The following is a 21,257-nucleotide window of genomic DNA, read 5'->3' as shown; positions in this document are numbered from 1 at the left end:
CGGTATAAAAATTATTTATATGGCAAGTGTTGTCAGAATGGTGTTGTTAATAAAATCATGTTAGCCCATGCACCAAAAAACTTTGCCTTAAAAGCGAAAATTAAACTTATTGCAGGCATTCACCACTGCCTTTGGGAAAAGTAAACAGCACAACTACTGCCTTTACAAGAAAAATATAAGCATAGTGATATTTATCGTCTCCGATTTAAATCATAAGTTTCGTGCCATATTGCCTATCTGTGGCCAGACAATCCAACTCATGATGCTATAAGCGATAACAAATATTTCCTTGGCTATCGCGCTAAAGCGCCATGGTGCTGGCCATTCTTAAACAGATAAATCTAGATTTTCAACATGATTCGCATCATGGCATCTTTTATCGTTTCCTATACAGAAACCATATAAAGGCTGAGTAGGGTACGGCCTAGTGAAACATTGCATCACCATTACCAGCTCATAAAACAAACTTAAAGCCAGTACCTCGCCTCGTAGAGCATGCTCTTATCGGCGAAAATTACCTTACTAATCGTTAATGTTTAAATCAGACTTTCTATTCACCAACAGGCAACCAGTAGTTTCAATGCCGAATAGAAATGATTAGATAGTGAGCGGATGAAAGTCTGAAAAACATGAAAACAGCCAAAATTTATTGTTTTAGCAAACTAAAACAAAACAGCAAACAATCCCTAGCAGAAAATATTTCGGCCTTAAATCTATACTCATTATTTGGATAAATATTCATCCAGTCTGGAGCAAATCAACTTCACATTAAATGCAGGCAAACAAATGCATTGCCTGATAAATCTATCAATAAAAGTCACAATCAAACAAAAAACTTCCGGATTTCTTTCGAATCCGGAAGTTTTATTCACGATTCAGCTAAAAGGTTTAGTTGTTGCTCCACTTGAAGCCAACACCGGCATTAAAGCCAACCTCTTTGCCAGTAGTAGAAACACCTGCACCCCAGCCGATATTACCACTATTACTCATTGCCTTGTAGTTGGCGCCTACAGCGGTATAGCCACGATAAGTACCTACACCCACACCAACTGCCTGCTCACCGGCATTCAGAGAAGGCAGATAAGCACCGGATAAGGCCATGGCCAGAGCAGTACCAGAATAAGCACGACGCTCAGTACGCTGAACACGCTCATTTACTTGGTTCACATACTTATTGATGTTCGTAATCTGATTATTAACACCTTTAAGTTGAGCCACATTCACAGCATCAGTGTCAGCAGTACCAGCTGCCACACCAGTTATCTGACGGTATACACCCTTAGATGCATCACCCACAGATACCGCTCCTTCCGTACTTCTTGTGGCACGGATTGCTGCTGCCTGCTGCGATGTTGCCGTTACTGGAATATATCCCACTTTACCAGCAGCTGTGCTTGCTACTGATCCGGAGCCCAGAGCCACACCACCGGACTGTTTCACCTGAGCATTGCTGCCCAAAGCCACGCCATTGGCAGCAGGAGCACTGGCTGAATCACCAATCGCAATCGCTGATGTACCACTAGCCATTGCTGCGCCACCCACTGCTATTGAATCAGCACCTTGAGCAATTGATGCAGCTTTAGCAGAGTTGATCTTCGCATACTTGGTGCCATAATTCTGAATGTTTTGCAAAGCATCAGCGACATTATTTGCTGTTACATTGCCACCAGTAGGCGTAGACGTATCGTATTTAGGTGGATTGATAGCATTCGAACCCGGTGTGTAAGACGTACCCAGACCTGATGCTATGGAAGCAATCTGGCTGCCAACAGCTTGACTGATCGCGGTAGACAGACTATTCAATTGTGCGTCTGAAACCGTACCTGTTGGCAAACTATGTACCAATGTACTCAGATTATCCAGGTCTGTTTTCACATCCCACAACTGACCAGCATTAACTGCCTCTAAAGAACCTTTGTACATTCTACCGTCAGCCACATTGGTAATACGCTGAGCTGTACCGCTGCCATGACTGGCATCATAAGCTCCCAACGTGCCATTCCACTGCAAGGCATTCTTCGTCAGGTTAGTAATATTAGTGATCATTTCGCCTGTCGGAGTATCTTGCAAAATACTGGTGATTGTAGATAATCCGGTCGAAGTAGATGTTGATAAACTTGTCAGTCTTGATCTTTCGATATACAACTGGCCGCCATTTACTGCATCATGTGAATCTTGGTCAACTAAACCATCAGCCACATTGATAATCTTGCCATATTTTCCGTCAAAATCTCGAGTAAGTTTATTTGGTCTTCCAGCATCAAACCCGTTTTTATCATCACTCCATTGCAGGCTCTTATCCTTCAGCTCTTTCACATCTTTTTGAGTATTGCCAAAGCTGGTAGACAGGCTGCTCAGACTGGTGCTCGTGTTTGTAGCCAGCTTATCCAGACTGTCACTGGCTGTACTCAAACTACGTGACAAACTCTCATATCCGGTAGACATAGAGTTACTGATACTGTTGATACCTGAAATCACAGTTGATGAAACTACTGTTGACAGACTATTCAGGCCAGTGGAAGTAGAACCAGACAATGCATACAGCTGGCTACCATTTACCGCATCAGTAGAATCCACTGCTACTCGGCCTGCAGCTACATTGGTAATACGCTGAGCTGTACCACTACCATGACTGGCATCATAAGCGCCCAGTGTGCTATTCCACTGCAAGGCATTTTGCTGCAGGGTAGTCAGGTTTTGATTCGTGCTGCTTAAGCTGGCCGTCAGACTAGTCAGACCGGATGAAGTACTGCTGCTCAGGCTGCTTAAGCCTGTGCTGGCACTAGCCAGTCCTAATTGAGTGGTGCCAGTCAGCGTATCCACTTTGTTATTAACCGTAGTTAAACCTGCTGATGTGGCACTACTTAAGCTGCTCAGTCCCGTACTGCTACTGTTCAATCCTGCCTGCGTCAGAGTAGACAGGCTGTACATCTGAGCACCATTAATGGCATCACTAGAGCCGGCACTGATATTTCCGTCGGCAATACCGGTCAGATTCTGCGCACGACCACCGCGAGTGGCATCATAAGCATTAGCTACACTGTTCCATTGCAGTGCATCCTTTTGCAGATTACCTACATTGGTATTGGTATCACTTAAACCAGTAGACAGACTGCTTACACTTTTTATTACTGTACTGAGGCTTTCAGTAACGATGGTAGACAGACTACCTAGCTGATTTTTAGTTACTTCATTCAGATTAGTAGACAGGCTGCTTAGTCCAGTTGAAGTAGAGCCAGACAAACTAAACAACTGGCTACCGTTAATTGCATCAGTAGAATCCAAGGCTACCCGGCCGGCCGCTACATTGGTAATACGCTGAGCTGTACCACCGCCATGACTGGCATCGTAAGCTGTTAGCGAACTATTCCACTGTAAGGCATTTTGCTGCAAAGTGGTCAGGTTTTGATTCGTGCTGCTTAAGCTGGCCGTCAGACTAGTCAGACCGGATGAAGTACTGCTGCTCAGGCTGCTTAAGCCTGTGCTGGCACTAGCCAGTCCTAGTTGAGTAGTGCTGGTCAGCGTATCTACTCGTTCATTGACAGTAGACAAACCAGCTGATGTAACACTACTTAAGCTGCTCAGTCCCGTACTGCTACTGCTTAGTCCTGCCTGTGTCAGAGTAGACAGGCTGTACATCTGGGCACCGTTGATGGCATCACTTGAAACAGCGCTAATATCGCCACCAGCAATACCGGTCAATTTCTGAGCATGGCCATTACGGGTTGCATCAAAAGCACCGCTCACACTGTTCCACTGTAATGCATTTTGCTGCAAGGCTGCTACATTAGTATTGGTTTCTCTCAGACCCGTAGACAGGCTGCCGATATTATCGGTTACCGTACTGAGACTGTTTGTCACTATAGTAGACAGACTACCCAGCTGATTTTTTGTTACCTCATTCAGATTAGTAGACAAGCTGCTTAGTCCGGTTGAGGTGGAATTAGATAAGGTATACAGCTGGCTGCCATTTACTGCATCGGTAGAGTCTGCAGCAAGACGTCCGGCACTAATATTGGTAATGCGTTGTGCAGAACCATCACGACCAGCATCATAAGCTGAAAGTGAACCATTCCATTGCAAGGTATTAGCCTTCAGCGTCGTCAGATTTTGATTGGTGCTGCTTAAGCTAGCAGTCAAACCAGTCAAGCTTGTTGCTGTATTACTGCTCAGCGTACTCAGATTACTGTTTGTACTACTCAAGCCTGCCGCAGTTACCGTAGACAGACTATAGAATTGTCCGCCGTTAATAGCGTCTGTTGAAGCTGCATTGACTGCACCAGCACCAATACCACTCAATACTTTGGCTTCTCCATTACGGCTGGCATCGTACACACCCTTGCCTGCATTCCACAGCAGCGCATTAGCCTGTAATGAAGATACACTAGCATTAGCTGCCTGTAATCCTTTATCCAAAATCTGTAGATTGGATGAAGTCGTACTGGTTATGGTGCTTAGGCTGTTGTTGATGCCAGTAATACTGTTTGTCGTTGTATCAGACAATTGATTCAGCGCATCTTTAGTGCTACTCAGGCTTGTTGTAAGTGTACTCAGGCTAGTGCCATAGGCAGTAGACAGTGTATTTAACGCTAAATTAGTAGAGCTCAGACTTTGATTCAAAGTATTGACACTGGCTGTTGTACTGGTGGACAAGTTATACATCTGAGCACCATTGACAGCATCAGTAGAGTCTGCAGCTATAGAACCTGCAGCTACCTGAGTAATATTCTGTGCCTGACCTGTACCATGATCAGCTACATAAGCTCCTTTAGTTTTATTCCACTGTAATGCATCTGCCTGCAATGAAGTGACATTACCATTAATCTTACTTAAGCCAGTAGAAAGGCTGCCGATATTATCGGTTATCGTACTGAGACTGTTAATCACAATGGTAGACAAACTGCCCAGCTGATTTTTGGTCACTTCATTCAGATTAGTAGACAAACTGCTTAGTCCGGTTGAAGTAGAGCTAGACAATGTATACAGCTGGCCACCGTTAACGGCATCGGTAGAATTCAGAGCTACCAAGCCCGTAGCTACATTAGTAATACGCTGCGCTGTGCCACCATGTCCAGCATCATAAGCTGACAGCGAATTGTTCCAAAGTAGGGCATTATCTTGCAAAGCAGAAACTTTGGCTGTCGTGGAGCTTAGATCGGTATCTAGTTTATTCAGGCTGTTCGTTGTATTAGCAGTGAAAGTATCCAGTTTGCTGCCAACAGTACTAATACTATTACCTAATATAGTGGAAAGACTGGTATAGCGGTTATCTACCGTTGTTCTGATGCCGGTAGAAAGGCTGTACAACTGAGTACCATTAATTGCATCAGTTGAATCCGGAGCTACGTTGCCGGCAGCTACATTAGTGATTTTCTGTGGCTTATCTGTACCATGATCTGCACTATAGCTACCATTTTTCCACTGAAGAGCATCCTGCTGTAATCCAGCTACGGTACTAGTAGTTGAGCTCACAGTGCTGCTCAGGCGTCCTAGTGTTGTGGATGAACTATTGGATAAACTACTCAGGCTGTTTTGAGTAACAGTAGATAGATTAGCAATATTGTTTGAAAAACTTGTAGATAAGCCGCTCAGCCCAGTAGAGAAGCTAGAAGACAGAATAGCTACACTGTTTGATGTCGTAGAAGACAAGCTGTTGAAAGCATTCGATACCGTAGTAGACAAGCTACTGAAAGTAGTAGAAGTACTAGAAGACAGATTGTTTAGTTTTTCCGGCCAAGATGTAGACAGGCTATCTAATGTCTGTTGGGCTGAATTCAAACCAGATGATAGTGAGCGAGATACATTTGCCAAACTGGTAGAATATCCTGCGGAAGCACGATACAGTTGTGCACCAGTAATCACATCACTTGAATCTACTGTTTCAGCACCTTCTGCAACACGGGTAATTTTAGCTGGCTTGCCAGTAGCATGGCTAGCATCATAACCTACCAGAGCAGAATTATACTGCAGCGCGTTCTGTTGCAACTGGCTTACTTTGCCGCTAATCACCTCGGTAACAGTTGAAAGACTAGATACACCACCGGCTTTGACAATCGTGCTTAAAGAAGATGAAAAATTGTCAAATCCTGTGCTAACACTGTTTGAAAGGCTAGATATTTTGGTATTGGTAGTAAACAACTGGCCAGCAGTCGCTACATCACTGGAATCCTGCGCAAGTGTACCTGCAGCAACATTGGTAATCTTACCTAAAGCACCTGCTGTACCATGACGGGCATCGTAGGCACCTCCATTACCTAAACTATCATTCCACAGCAATGCGTTCTGCTGCAATGTATTCACATTAGCGTTAGTTACTTTCAAGCTGCTGGAAGCAGTAGTAGATAATTCAGTTAGCCTGTTATTGGTGTTGTTCAAACCAGTTGAAAGGCTGGCCAGATTATTAGTATTCATCTCAGTTAGAGAAGAAGACAAGCTGCTTAAACCATTTACCACACTGTCTGAAATCGAGCTTATGCTACCAGACAGTTTGCTAACATTAGTATTGGTTGTAAACAACTGGCCACCAGTAACTACATCACTCGAATCTGCACTTAAAATGCCATCTTTAACATTAGTAATACGCTGATAGATACCATTATGACTTGCATCATAAGCACCTTGACCACCATTCAGATCCTTATTCCACAATAAAGTATTTTGCTGCAGCACACCAATATTGGAATTGGTAGTTTGAAGAGAAGTAGAGGTTGAGGTAGTCAGATCATTCAGTTTGATATTGGTTTTATTTAATTCATCTTTCAAACCAGCAAGACTATTGTTGCTGATATCCTGAAGCGAACTAGATAATTCACCAAATGTAGTACTAACACTTCCAGACAAAGTTGTAAGATTACTATTAGTGGTAAACAGCTGACCACCAGTAACCACATCACTGGATCCAGCTATGGCATTTCCATCCAAAACATTAGTAATCCGCTGAGCCTGTCCATTATGAGTAGCATCATAAGCTTTTAAATCACCATTCCACAGCAATGCATTTTGCTGCAAAGTTGAAAGGCTGGTATTGGTTGCAGTCAGCTTAGAGTCAAAACTACTAGACAGACTACTAATTTTACTATCAGCAAAATTGTTCAAAGCTGTGGATATACTACTGATACCGGTTGAGGCTGATAATGAAATCGAACCAAGAGTACTAAAAGTACTGCTAGATATATCGCTCAAAGTACTATTAGTAGTAAACAACTGGCCACCAGTGACTACGTCACTTGAATTAGCTCCTAAAGTAGCATCGGCCACATTAGTAATTTTTTCTGATCCACCTATCGCACCGTGGCTAGCATCATAAGCATTAGCAGTACTATTCCATTGTAAAGCATTCTTCTGTAATGCTGTCACATTAGCACTGGTAGAAGCCAGACTATTATCCAAAGTTGTAGATAATGATCTTAGTCCAGATTTCAGTGAGTTATCCAGAGTATTAGTCAGATCGATCAAATTATTACTAGTAGCAGTAGATAGTGTATTTAATCCAGTAGACATACTAGTAGACAAGCCACTGACTGCGGTATTGGTAGTATACAACTGGCCACCGGTAACAACATCACTGGAGCCTGCTACGGCACTACCATCAGCTACATTGGTAATTCTCTGTTTTTCATTTGTAGCACCATGACTGGCATCATAAGCATTTACAGTATTATTCCACTGCAATGCATTCTGCTTTAATGAATTCAAATTAGTATTGGTTGTAGTCAGACTGTTTTCAGCAGCAGTAGAGAGAGAACCCAAACCTGTAGACAGGGATTTATTCAGATTAGCTGAAATATTATCTAGACCGGTAGAAGCAGAACCAGATAAGCTTTGTAGTCCATTATTCAGTTTGTCAGTCAAACTACTAACACTAGTATTGGTTGCAAATAGCTGCTTACCTGTAACCACATCACTTGAATCAGCGCTAAGTGTGCCATCTGATACATTAGTAATTTTCTGTGTGGTATTGGCCAAACCATGGCTAGCATCATAAGCACCAATATCATTATTCCATTGCAAAGCATCTTTTTGCAAAGCTGAAATATTTGTATTGGCAGATTGCAGACCAGTACTGAGAATAGTAGACAGGCTTTGTATTCCTTTTGCAGACAAGCCTTCTAATGAAGTAGATAAGCTGTTTAGACTTTCCACCGTAGAGCTAGAAAGCGTATACAACTGTCTACCTGTTGCTACATCTGTTGAATTAGCTGCAAGTGTGCCATCCATTACATTGGTAATACGCTGATTTTCGCCACCATTTCTGGCACTGTATGCTTTATCAGCACCACTCCATTGCAAGGCATTTTTCTGCAGATTAGCAATATCTGCCTGGCTATCACCTACTGCAGACGATAAGCTGCTGATTACAGACTTGGAAGAATTCTGTAATGCAGTATTCAGGCTACTTAAACTATTCGTTGTTGATAAAGACAATGTATCTAGCTTGGTATTGGTTGTGTATAACTGAGCGCCAATAACCACGTCACTGGAATCTGCTGTCAGATCGCCGCCTGCTACCCCTGTAATCTTCTGAGCATTACCACTGCGGCTGGCATCATAAGCAGGTACATTTAGATTTGAATTCCACAAAAGCGCCTGATCTTTCACAGCAGTTAATTTAGTGCTGGTATCTGCCAGACTGGAATTAACTGTTGAAGTAGTACTCGCTAATTTGCCAGCCGTAACAGTGGAAAGACTATACAGCTGACCACCATTAATCGCATCAGTGGAAGCCTGATCAGTACTACCTGCTTTAACATGAGTGATCTTCTGATCCACATCACCATGTCTGGCATCATACGCACCTTCTTTCCACAGCAATGCATTACTCTGCAGCCCAGTAACACTATTACTAATAGTACCTGCTACCAGAGAAACTTTATTAATATCTGCAGTGGTTGAAGAAATTATCTGATCTGAAAGCTGAGACAATCCAGTTGAAACACTACCGGATAAAACTGTCAGATTTGAATTAGTCGTATATAGCTGAGCACCATTGACAGCATCAGTAGAAGCGACAGATGAAATATCACCCGCGGCAACCTGAGTAATTTTTTGAGGGCTGCTACCACGCAGGGCACTAAATGCTTTTAAGTTATCATCCCATTGTAAAGCATCAGATTTCAGATTTTTAATACCTGTAGAAGTAGAACCCTGCACGCTTGATAAACTAGCGCTAACATTACCCAGATTAGTGTTAATGTTAGACACTACATTATCCACACGGCTGGATAGTGCAGTAGATAAGGTTGTAATATTAGTATCAATACTGGTTGATAAAGAAGACAAATCAGCGTTTGCAGACTGTAGGTCTGAACTTGTTGTTGATGTTAAAGTACTGATACTTTTATTAGTGGTAAATAATTGTCCACCTGTAACTAAATCTGAAGATGTAGCCTTGCTGATGTCACCAGCAGCAACATTAGTTACCTTACGATTTGTACCTGCATAGCTGGCATCATAAACATCACCATTAAGCTGCAAAGCCACATCACTAAGATGGCCAATACTGTTTCCAGTAGCCACAGACAATGAAGAAATAGTCTTATTCGTAGTATCAAGTACTGTACCCACAGATGTAGATAGTGAGTCTCTTTTAGTATTTGCGTCCTGAATACTTTGGCTGGTTGAAGTAGACAACCGGCTGAGACTTGAATTCGTTGTAAACAACTGCCCACCGTTAACTACATCAGTAGACGTAGCTTTAGAAATATCGCCGGCGGCAATATTGGTAATTTTTTGTGCTTCACCATTACGGCTGGCATCATACATACCGTTTTTCAATTGCAATGCATCAATATTCAGCTGGCTTAGACTAGTGGACGTACTGGTTACAAGAGTATTCAACTGATTAACAGAAGACGACAGCGTTGTGCTAACAGAAACTGAAGTCGAATTAAAATTATTTACTGCACTACTGATGCTGCCTAATGAAGATGTGCTTAAAGAAGCTAACTCTGTATTAGTAGCATATAACTGCCCACCATTCACAGCATCTGTCGAACCCGGTGCACTAATATCACCAGCACTAACATTAATGATTCTTGCTGTTTTTGCTCCACTGGCTGCATGAGATGCATCATAAGCCAATTCTTTTGTATTCCATTGCAACGCATCATCTTGAAGGTGCTTAATTCCCGTAGATGCTGAAGTATTCAAGGAAGTAATATTAGAATCTGCTTGATTAAAACGAGTGGTAATACTGTTTGTCAGATCAGTTAGATTACTTGTAGTTGTACTTATTGATGTAGAAGCAGTTGCCAGAAAATCAGTTAAATTACTGTTTGTAGTTGATAATCCGGTTGATGTAGACGAAGAAAGTGAACTCAGACTGGTTGATGTGGAAGTGCCCAGACTTTTAAGCTGAGCTACATTCACTGCATCTGTATCTTGTGTACCAGCAGCAAGTCCAGTAATCTGTCGAGTCAAGCCTGAAGCAACGTCCCCAATTGCTACAGCATTTGCTGTGCTGTTCCATACAGGTGAAGCAGTTGCAGCATCGCGGGTAACACTTGTTGATGGATTATACCCGGCCATACCTTTTGAAGTAGAAGCGACAGAACCACTACCCAAAGCAATGCTATCGTCAGATTTGGCAGAAGCACCCTGGCCAATTGCCACACCATTGGTACCACTTACCTGAGTATTATTACCCAATGCCAAAGCATTGGCTGCACTAACTTTAGCCGTATTACCAACAATCATGGCTCCAGTGGCTTGTGCAGAAACAGTGTTACTGCTACCCAGAATTCTTATGTTATCAGCTTTACTAATTCCTTCTGGATCAGTCTGGATAGTATTTTTATTACCAAAAATACCAGTATTATCAGCGGCAATCGTGCCGTTCTGATTACCAAAAGAATAAGTTCCTTCACCGTTGACTATAGTTACACCGGTTGCAGCAGTAGTCTGGGTACCATCTGTACTGTTAAAGCCTGTAGTAGTACCGGAACCACCAATAGCTCCGGAACCTTTACCATTCACCTGATTAGCTGAACCAATACTGATACTCTGCTCCGCATTTGCCTGAGCTGAATTACCGATGGCAAGAGCAGAATCTTTTTTGGCCTGAGACTGTACACCTAAAGCCACCGTACCATCTGCGCTGGCTTGAGACATCAAACCAGCAGCCACACTACCCACGCCATCAGACGAAGCCACAGAGCCTAAAGCCACACTAGATACACCAGTAGCCTGAGCGCCAATACCGAAGGCAACTGCCGCGCGTCCAGAGGCAAGAGCCGCTGTACCGATAGCCATTGCACCACCAGCTGTTGCCGTAGCATTGGTACCAAAAGCTACAGAATAATTACCTGATGCATAGGCACCACAACCAGAAACAAAAGAATATACACCATATGCTACAGGCATTTTACTTTTAGCACCGCCTGTTAATAATCCCTGCATACCGGAGGTGCCTGTAGTTGTAATACCGTCTGTGCTAGCATCTACAGAAGTGGTAGTTGTACCATAAGGAGTATACTTGGTACCTACCCCATTATTTTGAAAAGTCTGATTCTGGGCAAACCGCAGGTATTCATCTAGAGCACTGATACTTGTGCCTGAAATAGTGCGGTTTGGATCTCCTCTTCCTACAACTTCATCTGCACCACATGTATAAGGATAGGCAGCACTACCTGTAGCGTTAAGGTCATTAGCTCCATTAATTACCATAGAACCATGACTGCCATAAGGATAGTTTTGGCTTACACCGTCACTACCTTTATTAGTTCCACCAACAATTGCTGCATTAGAAGCATACGCACTTGGAACAAATATTGATAAATTCAAAACCGCAGTAATAACACCCAGTTTGGAAAGGATATTCTGTTTAGATTTACTGCCACCTTTATTGGTAGCAGGTAATAAGGAAACTGTATCAGACTTGGTTTTGCTTTTAGCTAGTTCGGAAGCAGCTACCCAAGTCTGGGTCGTTTCATTCCATATAGCACGATATATTTTATTCAATTGGTTTACTCCTGATTAGAAATCATGCCGTCAAACAAAATTCTGGATAACTTAAAATAAAGTTAAAACTCAAGTTAAATCTTTAAGTAATATAACATAAATATTTGTTTGGATGTAGTAAACGAGACCGAATATTATTTAACAGTATTGATCAAATTATTTTTATCTTTTTATATAACATTATAAAAATAAAGATATTTTTTTATCTATCATTAAGTCTCATCAAACTAAGGACTGAAGAAATACTTTGTTTAAATGTTATTATTGTCTTATTCTAACCACAGTACCCATGTTGTTAACACTTAATAATTACATAACTTTAGAAAAACATTCATTCCAGGAAATGAATGTTTACATGAGGGTAAGCAAATGAAATAAGAATGATATATTAATATTGTATTTTTAATTTTGTAATTTATATTTATTCTTCTTTAGTTAACCAATTAAAAACATGTATGTGTTTGATAAGCTATCTTTTTAGATTACATAAATGTTATTTGTAGATGAAATGATTTATTCATAATATAAGGTCATTTTGATTGAGAAGAACTAAGCGATGAATCTGTAATTTCACATACATCAGAGAATCTTGATTTCATATAAATAACAATGATAATTTCAATAATATAATTTGATAGTTATGATATTAAATAAAGTGAATTTCATTCCAAGCTTAATAAATATGAACTTTATTATCAAAAATATCTGTTGATGAAATTTTTAAAAGTTTCATCATAAATTTATTTAATTATCATATTTAAATATGTAAATTTCCAAAAAAACCCGAATTGGGATTAATATGAATTTACCAAATAAAATCAATGTTCCATTTCTTTTTCAACATCTATTAAAGCGCGACGTGACAAAGCCAAAGTAGCACGATTACTATCCAGTACAGAATATAAAAACAGGCTACCTAATTTTTTTAGCGGTCGGATAAGATGATATTGATGTCCGACAGTAATAAGAATATCCTCAATTTCATCATTCAATTCCAGCATCTGCATGGTTTTGATTTTAGAGCGGATAACTTCTGTACTGCTGGCTGCGGCAATTTCCAAATCTATTTTATTGATGGCACTGCCAGCCATCAGCATACCATTATCATAATCAACCACTGCAGCTGCTAGTGCACCTTCTACGTTTAACAATTGTGCTACCACAGCCTGATAGTTCATTCTCTTATCCTGCAAAAATTAGAAATTAGGCCAAATTATATCAGTTATTGTATTCAAATTTTCTTACCCATTGCAACATATTCTTTAGCTGATTTTAAATTCAGTAGTTTCATGCTACCTGAGGTAAGTGATGAAATGCCGAAGGCAGTAGCCGATTATGTGGAAAAGTTACCCATTCATATGCTTCTGGCTGATTAAGTAGTTGCCGTAAAAGTGCATTATTAATAGCATGCCCAGATTTATAGCCCTCAAAAGCTCCGATAATTGGATGGCCCAGTACATACAAGTCACCAATTGCATCCAGAATCTTATGGCGTACAAATTCATCTGGATAACGCAAGCCTTCAGGATTAAGAATATCCATATCATCAATCACTATCGCATTGTTTAAATTTCCTCCCAATCCCAGATTGTGACTACGCATCAGTTCTACTTCCTGCATAAATCCAAAAGTTCGTGCCCGCGAAATTTCATCGATATAAGATTGCCCCGAAAAATCAATCTTAAAAGTCTGATTACTACGGTTAAACACTGGATGATCAAAATCTATGGTCAAAGTTACCTGAAATCCTTCATATGGAGTAAATTTCACCCATTTATCCTTTTCTACAAGTGTTACTGTCTCTTTAATACGTAAAAAGCGCTTTTCTACAGGCTGATCAACTACGCCTGCATCCTGTAATAAATAAATAAAAGGTAAACTAGACCCATCCATAATGGGAATTTCCGGTGCGTTCAACTCTACCAGAATATTATCAATTCCATAGGCAGCAAATGCGGACATGATATGCTCAATGGTACCAATACGAATGCCATCTTCTGTCACAACAGTCGAAGAAAGGCGGGTATCGTTAATCAGTTCTGGTGTCAGTTGCACAATACGGCCTTGTTCACCGGTCAAATCTATCCGCCGAAAACGTATCCCTGTATTAAAAGCAGCCGGATGTAATCCGAGTCTTACTCGCTCTCCCGAATGCAAACCCACACCAGTTACACTAATGCTTTTCGCTAATGTCCGTTGCAACATAATTTTTCCTGACTAATCTGCATACCTTATGGTAACGAAATTTTCTTATGGCAGTAATGAATTCTGCCAAACAGTGGATAAATTATTGCTATCAAGGTTCATTCCAATGAGTTTTCCACTGCAAACAAAAATTTCGCAAAAGTTATCCACATAATCCACAAAATATTCCCAAATCAAGATTTTAACTTATCAACAATTAAACATATGATAAATATAGATATTTTAAGTTATCCACAGAATGTATGGCTTCGTCTTTGTCTTCATCATTTTATTATTTATATTTTTATTAGAATAATAAATTAAGTTTCTATGTGCTCACGTATTCCTGTTATTTCTACAATATTATCGATAACTCTGAAGAGCACATCCCAATCAAAAAGATTCACTACAAAAATCTTATTAGATTTATATTGATGAGCTGGTCTTGGATCATGAGCTAAACTCTGATTAATTAAATCATAATGTTTTGTATCTAAAGAAAATAATCTTACATGTTGTAAAGCTTCTGGTGACCAGTACACTCTCAGCTGTTCATGTTCACGAGCAAAACCACAACGTGCATGAGGTTTTGCCTCAACAAAAGGAATATAAGGTTTGATATCAATAACTGGTGTCTGATCTAAAAAATCCACACCACTGATGTGTATACGAACATGTTTATTACATTCGATTCGTTCCAGTTTCACCAATGATAAACCTAGATGATTTGGTCGATGTGGGCTACGAGTCGCAAAAATCCCTTTTTTTTCTTTACCTCCCAATTTAGGTGGACGAATTAATGGCAGCCAACCTTCTTTCACGGTGGCATGAAAAATAAACTGTACCCAGATATATTCATAATCTTCTAGTCCGCGTACACAATCAGCTGTGAATTCTTTGGATAAGTCTATATATGCCAAAGCAGCTGGAACAAGACCAGGCTGCCTGGCTACACCAAATTTCTGTTTATAGGGAGAAGTAATATATCCAATTGGCTGGATTGACCAATATCCTTTGGATACTTCACAAGAATGAGACATCATACTAAATACATATTTATTCACTTGAGCATATTGTACGGGAATCAGTGTATATATCTGTATATAAGTTGTGGATATTGATATAATGAATTGTTTTATTTATATATTTTTGTAATAAATAGAAAATAGCTAACCTGTTTCCGATGTACATAGCCAATTCAAATCATTTGAATAAAATGTTATGTTATAAGTTTGAAGTTTTCCCATATAACTTAAACAAATTCAATGTAATATAGATAATTTATTATCTATGCTGACTGATGGATTCTTAACTAAATTCAGTTCTGATTAATAAAATAAAAAGTATCAGGCTTCTAAAATCAAAGCTTTGATTTAGGGAAATAAGAATAATGATTGAATGCGGTATGTGGATAAATAAAAAGAGTAGGGAAGAGGTTGAATACTAAATTTATATTAGAAAATTATTTTCCAAATTATGATTTTGTTAGTGGATGTAGGTAACTAACTTTGACATAAAAGTTTTCTATTATTTAATGTTAAACCATGCCACTTTATTTGTGATTAAAAGGGAAATTTTTTAAAGTAATAAACACTCAAAGTTTAATAAAATCTCATCAATAAAATTCTATTAAATACTATTAGATTCTGTTCATTGCCAGACAAATAGGTAGTTAATAGTGGTTTATCGGCAGTGTGTTTATATTTCTGATACCATGTCGAGTTATTAGGAAAGAAGATAGCAGTATAATTATTTAATTTGACTGATTTATCCATTTTAAGATGGTTATTCTGTAATCAGAATGCTGGTAACACCTAAGATTGTTGCTGGTTTTGATTAATCTAGGGATAGTTCTGATGAAAATATTGGTAGCAATAAAGCGTGTTGTTGACTATAACGTGAAGGTACGCGTTAAAGCTGATGAATCAGATGTGGATATTGGCAATGTTAAAATGTCAATGAATCCTTTTGATGAAATTGCTGTTGAAGAAGCAGTGCGTTTAAAAGAAGCAGGAAAAGCCTCTGAAGTAGTGGCCGTATCAATTGGGGTAAAGCAATGTGAAGAAACCCTGCGAACAGCTTTAGCCATGGGCATTGATCGTGCCATACATATTGAAACCGATGAAAAACTTCAGCCACTTGCAGTGGCCAAGTTGTTAAAAGCTGTAGCAGACAAAGAACAGCCGCAATTGTTTTTGCTGGGAAAACAGGCAATAGATGATGATGCCAATCAGACGGCACAAATGCTTTCAGCTTTAATGAAGGTTTCTCAGGGTACGTTTGCCAGTAAAATTGAATTAAATTCTGATGAAGTGTTGGTTACGCGTGAAATTGATGGTGGGCAGGAAGAAGTGGCACTTACATTGCCAGCTGTAATTAGCGTGGATTTGCGCCTGAATGAACCTCGCTATATTAAATTACCTAACATTATGCAGGCTAAAAAGAAACCGCTGGAGAAAAAAACGGTAGTCGAACTAGGTGTGGATATTTCTTCGCGGCTGATTCAGTTGAAAGTAACCGAACCGCCAGAGCGTAAGGCGGGTATCAAAGTAGCTGATGTAAGTGAATTAGTTGATAAACTGCATCATGAAGCTAAGGTTATTTAAAGGAGATATAAATGTCTGTATTAATTATTGCTGAACATCAGCAGTCATGTATAGATGAAGCTACGTTGCATGCCGTAACAGCGGGAAAGCAATTGGGCGATGTGGATATTTTAGTTGCGGGATATGAAGTAGCTGATGTTGTGGCTCAGGCACAGAAAATCTGCGGTGTACGAAAAGTGATATTTGCAGATGCTGCTATTTACGCTCATACACTGGCAGAAACATTAGCTCCTTTAATAGTACAACTTTCTGAGTCTTATAGTCATATAATAGCTTCTGCCACTAGTTTTGGTAAAAATTTACTGCCTCGCGTGGCTGCATTATTAGATTGTGAGCCCATATCTGATGTGACAGCAATCATTGACTCTTCCACGTTCGTACACCCAATTTACGCCGGTAATGCTTATCAGACCATACGAAGTGAACAGCTCAAACAGATCCTCACCATTCGGACCACTGCTTTTCCATTGGCTGAAGCAACTGGAGGCCAAGCGCTCAAAGAACAGATCACACCGGTGGAAGTACCAAACCTAAGCCGTTTTATTGGCCGAAAGTTAACAAAATCTGAACATCCAGATCTCACCACTGCTAAAATAGTTGTTACTGGGGGGAGAGGCTTAGGCAGCGAAGAAAATTTTGCTCTTCTTTTGAATCCATTAGCAGATATTTTGAATGCAGCTATTGGTGCTTCACGTGCTGCTGTGGATGCTGGCTATGCGCCAAATGATTATCAGGTAGGGCAAACGGGTAAAGTAGTTGCTCCTGATTTGTATATAGCTATCGGCGTATCGGGTGCTATTCAACATCTGGCTGGTATGAAGGATAGTAAAATTATTGTTGCCATTAATAAAGATACAGAAGCTCCCATTTTTAATGTAGCAGATTATGGTTTGGTTGCTGATTTGAATACAGCTGTTCCAGAATTAATTGCACAGTTAAAATCAATTTTGCATTAAAGCATTAAAAAAATTTGCTAATGTTCCACGTGAAACATTACTGTATTGTGTGAATAAAGCAGAATTAATGGAAACTATCTTGAATTAATGCTATTTTGGGATAGATAAGATTGTCTGATTCTAAAAATTGCCTGAATAGTTTCTATTCAGGCAATTTTAATGAGATATCAAAGAAATTAATAGGCTATATACAATGAATTGTTTACATGATAAACAAAGTTTTGCCTTTGCTTCAGATAATTATGCAGGCGTACACCCAGAAATTATGCAGGCTTTGCTAGTGGCTAATGATGGACATCAGCCAGCATATGGAGCTGATGTTTATACCCTAGCTCTTCAACAAAAAATAAAACAGTTATTTGGGGAAACGGCTGAAGCATTCCCCGTTTTTAATGGAACGGGAGCCAACGTAACTGCATTGCAGTCGCTATTGCCTCGCTGGGGTGCTGTGATATGTGCCGAAAGTGCACATATTCAGTGTGACGAAGGCGTGGCACCAGAACATTTGGCCGGTGTAAAGTTGCTAACCATTCCTACTGCAGATGGTAAATTAACCCCGCAATTGGTATCCAAACAGGCATGGGGTTTTGGTGTAGAGCATCGAGCGCAACCAGCAGTGGTATACATCAGCCAGTCCACTGAATTGGGGACTTGTTATAGTGTAGCTGAGATTCGGGCTTTATCTGATTACTGTCATCAGCATAATATGAAATTATATATTGATGGTGCGCGTCTGGCGAATGCACTGGTTGCAGAAAATACAGATGTTAAAACCATGATTACGGCTACTGGTGTAGATATGCTTAATCTGGGCGGGACTAAAAATGGCCTGTTACAGGGAGAGTGTATTATCAGTATGCATCCAGATACACATGCATCTATGCCATATCTGCGTAAAATTAATGCTCAGCTGGGTGCTAAAATGCGGTTTATTTCTGCTCAGTTTTTGGCATGGTTTGAGCATGATCTGTGGCTGAATCTGGCTGCTAATAGTAATCAGATGGCTACCCGTCTAGCGAATGCACTAGATGAAATTGAGGAAATTACTGTTACTCAGCAGACGCAGGCCAATGCTGTGTTTGCTGTGTTACCTGCACATGCACGTGCCAAGCTACATCAACAATTTCATTTTTATGATTGGGATGAAAGCAAATGTGAAGTACGGTGGATGACCAGTTTTGATACAACAGAAAAACAAGTGGATACCTTTATCGCTGCTATTAAACAGGCTTTGGTACAGACATGAAAGAAGTTTATCAGTATACAACGCTGGCCACACCGGCTCAGGCAGAATTTAAAGATAAAGGCAGTCGCTTTCTAGGGTTTGCTTGGTCCGTGCAAGATGAAGCAGAAATTCGTCAGCATGTACAGATATTAAGAGAGCAGCACCATAAAGCACGACATTGCTGTTATGCATGGCGTCTAGGTGTGGATGGCAACCGATACCGTGCCAATGATGATGGAGAACCTGCTGGCAGTGCTGGTAGGCCCATTCTCGGACAAATTGATTCTGCGGCAGTGACTGATGTTTTAGTCGCTGTTGTACGTTATTTTGGAGGTACCTTACTTGGGGTGCCTGGTTTAATTCATGCATATAAAACCGTTACAGCAGCTGCTATTGATGCTGCAGAAAAAATACAACAAGATATCTGCCAGCAATTACAGCTTCATTGTGAATATGCTCATTTAAGTGAAGCCCTGCGCTGGTGTAAGCAGCATCAGGCACAGGTTTTGAAACAGGACTTACAACAGAATTGCTCGCTACAGGTGTGTATACCGCTTAGACGGCTGGAAAATGCTCTGGCTGTTTTGCGTAAGATGCGCATAATTGATGTTAAACTGGATAATTAAATGATATATTGATGCTTATAAAAGCTAGTATTTCCTGACTAATTGTAATGATATTAAGGGAGAAATAAGTATGAAATTATTGGTTATTGGTAGTGGAGGGCGTGAGCATGCTTTAGCATGGCGTCTGGCTCAGTCGCCTAAAGTCAGTACTGTTTATGTAGCACCGGGAAATGCCGGTACAGCTACCGAACCAAAGCTGCAAAATATTGACTTCACTAATCATCAACAGCTAATTGACTTTTGTCGGCAGCAGCAGATTGAATTTACCGTAATTGGTCCAGAAGCGCCTTTGGCTGCAGGCATTGTGGATGATTTTATTGCTGCTGGTTTGGCGGTTTTTGGTCCAAGCCGTTATTGCGCTCAGCTAGAAAGTTCCAAGGATTTTGCTAAGGAATTTATGATTAGGGAAGGTATTCCCACCGCAGCATATCAAACATTTACTGATGCTAAGCAAGCACACCAGTATGTTAGCCAGAAAGGTGCACCGATTGTGATTAAAGCTGATGGTCTGGCATCAGGTAAAGGTGTATTAGTTGCCATGACTCTGGCTGAAGCCCATCAGGCAATAGATGATATGCTATTGGACAATGCTTTGGGTACAGCTGGTGCCAGAGTTGTTATCGAAGAGTATCTTCAGGGAGAAGAAGCCAGTTTCATTGTGATGGTAGATGGTGAACATGTCTTACCTATGGCAACTAGCCAGGATCACAAACGTTTACTTGACCATGATAACGGGCCCAACACTGGTGGGATGGGTGCCTATTCTCCGGCTCCTGTGGTCTCTGCTGCTGTGCATCAACGAGTAATGGATGAAATTATTCTGCCGGTAGTTCAGTCTATGCAAAGAGCCGGTCATCCGTATCGTGGTTTTTTATATGCTGGTCTGATGATTGATCAATCTGGTGTGCCTTATACGATTGAATTCAATTGTAGATTTGGTGACCCGGAAACTCAGCCTATTATGTGTCGTTTGCAGAGTGATTTGGTAGAACTAATACAAGCAGCTTTAGCAGGAAAACTAAACAACGTTGCTGCATCATGGAGCGAACAGGCAGCTGTGGGTGTGGTGCTGGCTGCTGATGGTTATCCACAAGCGCCACTTAAAGGTGCTGTAATTTCAGGTATAGAAGTAGCTAATCAGCTTGGCAAAGTTTTTCATGCTGGTACAAAATTGAATGCACAAAATGAAACGATTACTAATGGTGGCCGCGTATTGTGTGTAGTGGGAATGGGATCAGATATTCATACCGCACAAAAACAAGCCTATACAGCTGTAAACCCTATCCATTTTGATGGAATGCAATATCGACATGATATTGGATCTAAAGCAATAAAGTATGGCAATTAATATAGTTGTTGAAAAGTAAGCTAATCCTTGCTTCAGGCTTGTTAGGATGGATTACAAACGATTGAATTTTATTTTCAGAATACAAAAAAATTCATATGAACAAAATATAATAGGTAGTTAGTATGCTTAAATTTTAAGCTTATTGCTTTTTATAAATTAGCGAATGTATATAATTTATTATGTATTACACATATAAAATTGGTCTACAATAAACTTTAATTTTTAGTAGATACATAAATGTATAAAATTTTGGTATTTGGCTATCAGCGAATAAATATGAACTAAAAGTATAAATGCTATGCTTACCTAATTGATTAATTATTTACAAATGGAATTTATCTGGACTTATTTGTA

Annotated in this window: 9 protein-coding genes; 5 read left to right on the top strand and 4 right to left on the bottom strand. The window is 40.1% G+C overall.

What is annotated here, in order from left to right; all coding sequences use genetic code 11:
- Positions 1–888: 888 nt before the first annotated feature.
- The 4 genes from BHC43_RS04235 to tsaA form a co-directional block, all read right to left on the bottom strand.
- Entirely contained in the window at positions 889–11,958 is an 11,070-nt protein-coding gene (locus BHC43_RS04235) for an ESPR-type extended signal peptide-containing protein (RefSeq protein ID WP_100156610.1), read from the bottom strand.
- 818 nt (positions 11,959–12,776) lie between these two features.
- The gene (locus BHC43_RS04230) at positions 12,777–13,136 is read right to left on the bottom strand and encodes a hypothetical protein (RefSeq protein WP_100141037.1); all 360 of its coding nucleotides are present in this window, start codon (positions 13,134–13,136) and stop codon (positions 12,777–12,779) included.
- 109 nt (positions 13,137–13,245) lie between these two features.
- A complete protein-coding gene (gene lpxC / locus BHC43_RS04225) occupies positions 13,246–14,163 on the bottom strand; it encodes a UDP-3-O-acyl-N-acetylglucosamine deacetylase (RefSeq protein ID WP_100141036.1) in 918 nt (305 codons plus the stop codon).
- A gap of 299 nt (positions 14,164–14,462) precedes the next feature.
- Positions 14,463–15,185 (bottom strand): tRNA (N6-threonylcarbamoyladenosine(37)-N6)-methyltransferase TrmO, encoded by a 723-nt coding sequence (gene tsaA, locus BHC43_RS04220; protein WP_257377980.1) that lies wholly within the window; start codon positions 15,183–15,185, stop codon positions 14,463–14,465.
- Between the two features lie 813 nt (positions 15,186–15,998).
- On the opposite strand from tsaA, the gene BHC43_RS04215 reads away from it, so the two are divergent.
- From BHC43_RS04215 to purD, 5 genes are all read left to right on the top strand, one after another.
- Entirely contained in the window at positions 15,999–16,748 is a 750-nt protein-coding gene (locus BHC43_RS04215; protein ID WP_100151484.1) for an electron transfer flavoprotein subunit beta/FixA family protein, read from the top strand.
- Positions 16,749–16,759: 11 nt separating this feature from the next.
- Positions 16,760–17,704 carry an electron transfer flavoprotein subunit alpha/FixB family protein gene (locus tag BHC43_RS04210; RefSeq protein WP_100156608.1) on the top strand — a complete coding sequence of 315 codons (945 nt, stop codon included), beginning with the start codon at positions 16,760–16,762 and terminating at the stop codon, positions 17,702–17,704.
- A gap of 193 nt (positions 17,705–17,897) precedes the next feature.
- Complete coding sequence (locus BHC43_RS04205; protein WP_100156607.1) at positions 17,898–18,950, top strand: threonine aldolase family protein; 1,053 nt, start codon at positions 17,898–17,900, stop codon at positions 18,948–18,950.
- Positions 18,947–19,555, top strand: coding sequence for an IMPACT family protein (locus BHC43_RS04200; RefSeq protein ID WP_100156606.1), 609 nt, complete (start codon positions 18,947–18,949; stop codon positions 19,553–19,555). The genes BHC43_RS04205 and BHC43_RS04200 overlap by 4 nt, the downstream gene beginning before the upstream one ends.
- Before the next feature lie 70 nt (positions 19,556–19,625).
- A complete protein-coding gene (gene purD, locus BHC43_RS04195) occupies positions 19,626–20,903 on the top strand; it encodes a phosphoribosylamine--glycine ligase (RefSeq protein ID WP_100156605.1) in 1,278 nt (425 codons plus the stop codon).
- The last annotated feature ends 354 nt before the right edge of the window (positions 20,904–21,257 follow it).

The sequence above is a fragment of the Snodgrassella alvi genome, from assembly GCF_002777855.1.
Classification (GTDB): domain Bacteria; phylum Pseudomonadota; class Gammaproteobacteria; order Burkholderiales; family Neisseriaceae; genus Snodgrassella; species Snodgrassella alvi_E.
Note: the sequence above shows the minus strand (reverse complement) of the source record. Positions and strands in the feature narration are given on the sequence as shown.